At 61.6% G+C, this 7,086-nt stretch carries 8 protein-coding genes; 4 read left to right on the forward strand and 4 right to left on the reverse strand.

The features are described from left to right. The first annotated feature begins 266 nt into the window (after positions 1 to 266). Both V7E26_RS28240 and V7E26_RS28245 read left to right on the forward strand, forming a co-directional pair. On the forward strand, positions 267 to 935 hold the full coding sequence (locus V7E26_RS28240; RefSeq protein WP_324422684.1) for a TetR/AcrR family transcriptional regulator: 669 nt from the start codon (positions 267 to 269) through the stop codon (positions 933 to 935). Between the two features lie 7 nt (positions 936 to 942). Continuing rightward, entirely contained in the window at positions 943 to 1,440 is a 498-nt protein-coding gene (locus V7E26_RS28245) for an Lrp/AsnC family transcriptional regulator (protein WP_324422685.1), read from the forward strand. Between the two features lie 50 nt (positions 1,441 to 1,490). Here the strand turns inward: V7E26_RS28245 and V7E26_RS28250 are convergent, their stop codons facing one another. Beyond that, positions 1,491 to 1,796, reverse strand: a complete 306-nt coding sequence (locus V7E26_RS28250) for an ETC complex I subunit (RefSeq protein WP_324422686.1) — start codon at positions 1,794 to 1,796, stop codon at positions 1,491 to 1,493. Positions 1,797 to 2,022: 226 nt separating this feature from the next. On the opposite strand from V7E26_RS28250, the gene V7E26_RS28255 reads away from it, so the two are divergent. After that, positions 2,023 to 3,183, forward strand: a complete 1,161-nt coding sequence (locus tag V7E26_RS28255; RefSeq protein WP_324422687.1) for an OpgC domain-containing protein — start codon at positions 2,023 to 2,025, stop codon at positions 3,181 to 3,183. Between the two features lie 16 nt (positions 3,184 to 3,199). Here V7E26_RS28255 and V7E26_RS28260 read toward each other — a convergent pair whose 3' ends face one another. After that, entirely contained in the window at positions 3,200 to 5,011 is a 1,812-nt protein-coding gene (locus tag V7E26_RS28260; RefSeq protein ID WP_324422688.1) for a carbamoyltransferase family protein, read from the reverse strand. 314 nt (positions 5,012 to 5,325) lie between these two features. Here V7E26_RS28260 and V7E26_RS28265 point away from each other — a divergent pair, with 314 nt between their 5' ends. Next, complete coding sequence (locus tag V7E26_RS28265) at positions 5,326 to 5,601, forward strand: hypothetical protein (protein WP_324422689.1); 276 nt, start codon at positions 5,326 to 5,328, stop codon at positions 5,599 to 5,601. A gap of 114 nt (positions 5,602 to 5,715) precedes the next feature. On the opposite strand, the gene V7E26_RS28270 is transcribed toward V7E26_RS28265, so the two are convergent. Beyond that, complete coding sequence (locus V7E26_RS28270; RefSeq protein WP_324422690.1) at positions 5,716 to 6,030, reverse strand: hypothetical protein; 315 nt, start codon at positions 6,028 to 6,030, stop codon at positions 5,716 to 5,718. 48 nt (positions 6,031 to 6,078) lie between these two features. Next, complete coding sequence (locus V7E26_RS28275) at positions 6,079 to 6,855, reverse strand: cyclase family protein (RefSeq protein WP_324422691.1); 777 nt, start codon at positions 6,853 to 6,855, stop codon at positions 6,079 to 6,081. Between the last annotated feature and the right edge of the window lie 231 nt (positions 6,856 to 7,086).

Here is a 7,086-nt window from a genome sequence, read left to right on the forward strand (position 1 = left end):
AACGCATGCACCGTCTCGCGGATCGCATCCGCGGTCTCGCCGAGGTCGAAATTGAGAAGGAGCGCCCTGTTTGAGGCCATCATTTTTCTCGATGTTCGTTTCCCTATAATTAAACGATCATACGTTTTTTTACTATTGCCGCAAGTAGAACCTGTCTGGCTCGAATTCGAGGACACAGGCAGTTGAAATTACTGGCTTTTCATGCCAGAATCATACGATCGATCGCTCGTTTCCATCACCGACGAGCGGCTACCTCCAGAGGCCTCATGGCGCGGACGATCGGCTCACACGGCCCCAGGACGATGGAGGCGATCCGCAAGGCCGGGCTGCGCCTGATCTTCGAGCACGGCTACGCCGCCATGAGCCTGCGCCAGCTCGCGGCCGAAGTCGGAATCCAATCGGGCTCGCTCTATAACCACATCTCGACCAAGCAGGAATTACTGTTCGACCTGGTGCGCGACCACATCAACGAACTGCTTCGCCAGCTCGACCGCGCGCTGGAAGGCAAGCAGCGGCCAAGCGACAGACTGCGCGCCTTCACAGCCTTCCACGTCACCTATCACATGACCCGGAAGCGCGAGGTGTTCATCGCCAATTCCGAGTTGCGGAGTCTGGAGCCGAAGAACTACCAGGAGATCGTGGCGCTCCGCGGCGCCTATGAGCAGCGCCTGGCGGACATCCTCAGCCAGGGCGCGGCTGAAGGCGAGTTTGATGTCGTGGATATCCAGGTGGCAACCTTTGCAATCATCGCGTTGTTGACCGGCCTCACCGCCTGGTATCGGCCGGGCGGCCGGCTCACAAGGGAGGCGATCGTCGCCGCCCATGAGAAGCTGGTATTGTCGGGCGTCGCGCCCGCCGCCGCCTCTGGCCCGGCCAAGGCCAAACGCACGCCCTCTCCCGCCGGCACGGCGCGGAGCCGGCCGAAGCACCGGTGAAGTGCCCATGACGGAACGCCCGCCCCTCGACGGGATCGACCTGAAAATCCTGTCCGAGCTGCAGCGGGACGGACGCATCCGCAACAACGAACTCGCCGAGCGGGTCGGCCTCTCGGAGCCGCCGTGCCGACGCCGGGTCCGCGCCTTGCGCGAGCGCGGCCACGTCAACGCCATCCGCGCCACGCTCGACGAAAAGCTGCTCGGCTACGAGGTGATTTCCTTTGTGCTGATCCAGTTGCAGAGCCAGGCCCAGGCCACGCTGCGGACGTTCGAGAAATCGATCGCCGCGCTGCCGCTAATTCTGCAGTCGTGGCGGATCTCGGGTGACGCCGATTATCTGCTCAAATGCGTGGCCCGCAATGTCGAGGGCATGCACCAGCAGCTTCTGCAGTTTTCCGCGATGCCCGAGGTCCGCAATATCAGGACCTTCCCGGTGCTCGGCGTCGCCAAGGATGCGCCGCTGCCGATTCCGGCAAATCCGACGGCGATCAATCCGTCACGATAGCGCCGCCCGCAACGCGGGCGGATCGCACGATCAACTAAAAGCGGTGCCGCTCAGTGGGTCCACGGCTCGACGCGCTTGAAAGCGAAATTGTCGGCGTAGGCGACCGACCGGTGCGCCGAATCCTTGGGCTCAATCACCTGGTAGGCGATGCCCTTGCGCTCGCAATAGGCAACCGCGTCTTCCTTGCTATCGAATTGCAGGGTGAGCTGCTGCTTCATGTCGGTCGAAGAGGTCCAGCCCATCAGCGGCTCCACCGCCCGCGGCTGCTCCGGCTCGTAATCAAGCTGCCATTCCCGGGTCATGGCCCGGCCTGATTGCATCGCGTTCTTGGCGGGCTTGAAAATCCGTGCGGTCATGGATGGTCGGGTCCTCGATCGATCTGCGGCATGGTAGCGTTTGGCGGAAACAGCCGGGATAGTATAGACACCTTTCAGAGAATTGAGCGGTGATTCCAGACACCCGGATGTATCATTTCCGCACCGGTATAGTCATTATGCCGTACTGTGACAATCTAGGGCTATCCGGCGCCCGGGATACCGACTTGCGGCGCGATCACCCCGAAGGCATCACGAAGCGGCATCCATGAAAATCAACGCCACCCTGCCCGAAAAAGGACGCGACCTCCGGCTCGACCTGTTTCGCGGGGTCGCGAACTGGGCGATCTATCTCGACCACATCCCGGACAACGTCGTGAACTGGATCACCACCCGCAATTACGGGTTCAGCGACGCCGCCGACCTCTTCGTTTTCATTTCCGGTTACACCGCCTCCTTTGTCTACGCCCGGATGATGCTGGAACGCGGCTTCATCGTCGGCGCCACGCGGCTGACCAAGCGGGTCTGGCAGCTCTACGTCGCCCACATCATCCTGTTCGTGATCTACATCGCCTCGATCAGCTACCTGGCGCTGCGCTTCGGCGACTCCCAACTGGTCAACGATTTCAACGTGGCCGGCCTGATCGACAATGCGACCGAGACACTGCGGCAGGGATTGTTCCTGAAGTTCAAGCCGGTCAATCTCGACGTGCTGCCGCTTTATATCGTGCTGATGGGGCTGTTCCCGCCGGTGCTGTGGATCATGCTGCGCCAGCCCAACTGGACCATGCTGGCCGCGATCGCACTGTGGCTGGTGTCGCGGCAGACCGGCTGGAACCTGCCGGCCTACCCGGCCGGCACCTGGTATTTCAACCCGTTCGCCTGGCAGGTGCTGTTCGTGTTCGGCGCCTGGTGCGCGCTCGGCGGTGCCCGCAAAAACCTCGCCATCATCAATGCGCCGGCCACACTGTATCTGTGTATCGGCTATATGATCTTCTCGCTCATCATGACCATGGCCGGCCGCTTCCCGAGCTTCGGCGAGATGTTCCCGCATTGGCTGTATTCGACGTTCAACCCGAACGACAAGACCAACCTCGCGCCCTACCGCTTCCTGCACTTCGTCTGCATCGTCATCCTCGTCATCCGTTTCGTGCCGAAGGAATGGCCCGGACTGGAGTGGAAGGTTTTCGATCCGCTCATCGTTTGCGGCCAGCAGTCATTGGCGGTGTTCTGCGTCGGCGTGTTCCTGTCCTTTGTCGGGCATTTCCAGTTGTCGATGAGCTCGGGCTCGCTGTTCGCGCAAATCTTCGTCAGCGTGACCGGCATCGCGATCATGACAATCGTCGCCTACTACATTTCCTGGTCGAAGCGGCAGGACAAGCCGCTCAAGCCGCCGGCGCCGAAACCCACCCCGGCGGCATCAGGCTGAAACGCGGCAGCCGGCGTCAGGCCGGCTGCGCAGTCGAGGCCACCAGCGTCCGAACGTCGGCGTAGACGTTGAGGGCTGGCGCTACCACCTTGTGCATCGCGCTCTTCGAGACGATCGTGTCGTGCATGACCAGATGATCCACGCCGGTGGTCAGGAAGCAGTTCACGGCGTCCTGCGGTGTTTCCACGATCGGCTCGCCCTTGATGTTGAATGAGGTGTTGATCAGCACGGGAACCCCGGTCAGCGCCTCGAATTCCTTCAGCAGGCGATACAGCATTGGATTGGTTTCTTCGCGCACGGTCTGCACCCGCGCGGTGCCGTCAACATGCACGATCGCCGGAATCCTGTCGCGCCACTCCGGGCGAACCGACTTGGCAATCAGCATGAAGGGCGAGTCCTCCTCGCCTTCGAAGACTTCCTTCATGCGTTCCGCCAGCACGATCGGCGCGAAGGGGCGGAACGCCTGCCGGTGCTTGACGCGGCTGTTGAGGATGTCCTTCATTTCGCCCTTGCGCGGATCGGCGATCAGGCTGCGGTTGCCGAGCGCGCGCGGCCCGAATTCCGAGCGGTCCTGAAACCAGCCGATCACCTTCTGGTCGGCGAGCAATCTTGCAGTGTCGCGACAGACATTGTCGCTCTTGACGACATCGGCCTGGATCCGCACCAGAAATTTCTGCAATTCCCTGGCGACATCCTGATCGCTGTAGCGGCGGCCGACATAGGCATGATCCATGACGAAGCCGCGGCGCTGTTTGAGAATTTCGAGCCAGCCGTAATAGGCGCAGCCGATCGCAATGCCGTCATCGCCGGCGGCGGGTTGAATCCAGACATTGTCGAAGCCGGCCTCGCGCGCGAGCCGCCCGTTCGCCACGCAGTTCAGCGCCACCCCGCCGGCCATGGTGAGGTTCCTGGCGCCGGTGGTTTCGCGCAGCCAGCGCGCGCGGGCGAGCAGAACATTCTCGGTATCGTCCTGCGTGCGCCAGGCGAGATCTTCCCAATGGCGCATCGACGGGCTCTTTTCCCAGGAGCTCGTGCCGTCGAACACGTAGGGCTGTTTAAAGTCGGCGGTCCAATGCGGCACTTGCAGTGTGCCGTCGTGCATTTCCAGGAGATACTTGACCTGGTCCCGGCGTCCATAGGGCGCCAGTCCCATCAACTCGCCGCACTTGTTCCAGTCGCCGAAAATATAGGTCGAGGCGCGGCTGTAGAGCGCGCCGAGCCCGGGCATGTTGTAGAATTCGTCGCTGAGGAAGCCGCGGTCGGGCTCCATCCAGACCTTCTTCAGGCACTCCAGCGTCGTGCCGTTGAAGCTGTAATAGCTCTCGGATTCGCGCGCGAGTGGCGTCGCCGCATCGCCGGCAGGAAAGGATTCCATGACATCAGAGCGGTAGCTGCCGACGCCGTCGACGATCATGACGACGCCTTCCTCGAACGGCGACACCGCGAACGCACTGTAGGCGTGCGCGAGATGGTGGGAGATCGTGACGATCTTGTCCGAATGCTTCAGGTAGAGCGGATGCCTGGCCGCCTCGCCGCGCTCGAAGTCCGGCAAGAAGCCCGGCGCGTCGAAATAGACCAGCCGCTCCTCCATTTCCGGGACCGGCAGGATGTAGCAATTGCGCACCACCAGATCGACGTCGTCGAGCGTGATTCCCTCCGCTTCGAGACAGTAGTCGATCACTTCCTTGTAGAAGCCGGATGCGTGCTTCATTCGCGTTATCCGCTCCTTGGCGATCGCAAATGCGATGGCGCCGTCGCGCAGCAGGCACGCGCTCACATCATGGTCGTACGTGTTCAGGCCGAGGACATAGGTGTGTTTTTTGGGCATGGGTACTCGTGAAGGCAAAGTCGTCTTACGCTGAAAAATGCAAATCGTGTCGAGATCAAGTTGATGGCGTGGCGTTACTGTTTCTTCCATCGGATTTCTGCAGCGCGCCACCCCCGGCGTTCAGCAAACATTCAGGAACATGAACGGTGCAACGTCAGACATCCCGGCAGGACCGCCTTAACTTGACCTTATCTGCCCTTCTTAATAAAGAACCTTGTAAATATTGTCGAAGTGCATCTGAACCGATCGCTTTCTCGCGCGTCCAAGTGAGAAGTGCTGAAGTCCAGATGTTGGGAAGTGACCGGAGATTCTGAATGGCTAAACGCTACAATATTCTGACCCGCTGCCTCGCAGCGCTGGCTCTCTTGTTCGTCTATGTGGCCAGCACCTCTGCCATTCTGGTGGGCGGAACGACTGTATCCGCACAGGCGCGCGGTGGCCGTGGCTACTATCGCGGCGGCGGGCGCGGCTACTATCGCGGCGGTCGTGGCTTCTATCGCGGACGCGGCTTCTACGGTGCCCCGGTGGTTGTGGCCCCTGGTCCGCGCTGCTGGTGGAACGCCTACGGTCAACGCGTCTGCAGGTGGTGAGATAGATCGGCTGCCGTCTCAGGCGGCATCCCGATAAAATGGAGGCGTGCTGGATATCCGGCGCGCCTTTCTCTTTTGATACGCTTTTGCGACGCGCAAGCGAGTGGTCCGCCGCTAGCCTGCCAGCCGCGGGATCAGCTTCTGCGCGTTGCCGCGCTCGATCGCGGCGATCTGTTCGTCGGTGAACACGCCCGCCTCGCGCAGACCCTTCACATGATCGATGCCGGTGCGGTACGGGAAATCCGTTCCGAACACGATCTGCGACGCCGTGGCGGTCTGCGCCATTGCCTTGCCCGGCCCCAAGGCCCCAGCCAGCGCCAGGGCGCCGGCGCCGAGCATGAATCTGCGGCCGCTGGGCGCGGCGTGCAGCGCAGATAATTGATTACAACAGAAGCATCCCCGCAGCGGCGCTGCGCGCAAATCCGTCATCCACTCCTCCCGTTTTTGATTGTTTTCGTTCGTTGTCGTGCCCCTGGATCAGCCGTCGAGAATGGCGACAGCCCGGGTCCACCCGGCGGATGCCCGCTCGATCTTCACCGGAAAGCACGACACCATGAAGCCGATCGACGGCAGCTGCTCGAGATTGTGCAGCTTCTCGATGTGGCAATAGCCGATGTGGCGCCCGGCCTTGTGGCCTTCCCAGATCAGGCTGGCGTCCCTGGTCTCGGCATATTTCTTCGCGGTGTAGATGAACGGCGCATCCCAACTCCAGCCGTCGATGCCGGTCAGCCGCACGCCGCGCTCCAGAAGATACATCGTCGCCTCGTAGCCCATGCCGCAGCCCGAGGTGACGTAGTCCTGCCGGCCGTATTTGACGCCGGCACTGGTGTTGACCACGACGATCTCCAGCGGCGACAGCGTGTGCCCGATGCGCTTCAATTCCGCTTCCACATCCTTGGCGGTGGCGACATAGCCATCCGGAAAATGCCGGAAGTCCAATTTCACGCCCGGCTGGAAACACCACTCCAGCGGCACCTCGTCGATGGTCCAGGAACGCTCGCCACGGTTCATCGTGGGATGGAAGTGCCAGGGGGCATCCAGATGCGTGCCGTTGTGGGTGGAGAGCGAGACCTGCTCCACCGCCCAGCCCTGTCCATCCGGCAGATCCTCGGCCTTCAGCCCGTCGAAGAACTGCAGCATGCGCGGCAGGCCCTGCTGGTGATCGATATACTGGATGGTCGGGTGATTGCCGGGCGGATCGGCCGGCACGTCGTTTTGCAGCGGAACGGAGATGTCGATCAGTTTGCGCGCCATGGCGTTTCCTCTTTCGCGATGTTCTTCTTGGACGATCCCGGTAGCAGCCTACTGCCGCTCGACCCGGTTCTTCAAAATGCCGATCTTCTCGACCTCGAACGGGAACAGCATGCCCGTTCCGCCATCATTCAAGGCTTCCACGCCGGCTCAAAGGTGAGCCGGACGTCGTTCGCCTCCTAGCATTACAGTTGCCGTTTTGCTTTGAGGTGCGCACGCTGAGCGATTGCCTGG

Source organism: Bradyrhizobium sp. (assembly GCF_036735945.1).
Lineage (GTDB): Bacteria > Pseudomonadota > Alphaproteobacteria > Rhizobiales > Xanthobacteraceae > Bradyrhizobium.

What these genes read in the sequence shown, in the direction of transcription:
- V7E26_RS28245 (WP_324422685.1), top strand. Translation starts at nt 943, where the DNA reads ATGACGGAACGCCCGCCCCTCGACGGGATCGACCTGAAAATCCTGTCC.
- V7E26_RS28270 (WP_324422690.1), bottom strand. Translation starts at nt 6,030, where the DNA reads ATGACGGATTTGCGCGCAGCGCCGCTGCGGGGATGCTTCTGTTGTAAT.
- V7E26_RS28265 (WP_324422689.1), top strand. Translation starts at nt 5,326, where the DNA reads ATGGCTAAACGCTACAATATTCTGACCCGCTGCCTCGCAGCGCTGGCT.
- V7E26_RS28250 (WP_324422686.1), bottom strand. Translation starts at nt 1,796, where the DNA reads ATGACCGCACGGATTTTCAAGCCCGCCAAGAACGCGATGCAATCAGGC.
- V7E26_RS28255 (WP_324422687.1), top strand. Translation starts at nt 2,023, where the DNA reads ATGAAAATCAACGCCACCCTGCCCGAAAAAGGACGCGACCTCCGGCTC.
- V7E26_RS28275 (WP_324422691.1), bottom strand. Translation starts at nt 6,855, where the DNA reads ATGGCGCGCAAACTGATCGACATCTCCGTTCCGCTGCAAAACGACGTG.
- V7E26_RS28260 (WP_324422688.1), bottom strand. Translation starts at nt 5,011, where the DNA reads ATGCCCAAAAAACACACCTATGTCCTCGGCCTGAACACGTACGACCAT.
- V7E26_RS28240 (WP_324422684.1), top strand. Translation starts at nt 267, where the DNA reads ATGGCGCGGACGATCGGCTCACACGGCCCCAGGACGATGGAGGCGATC.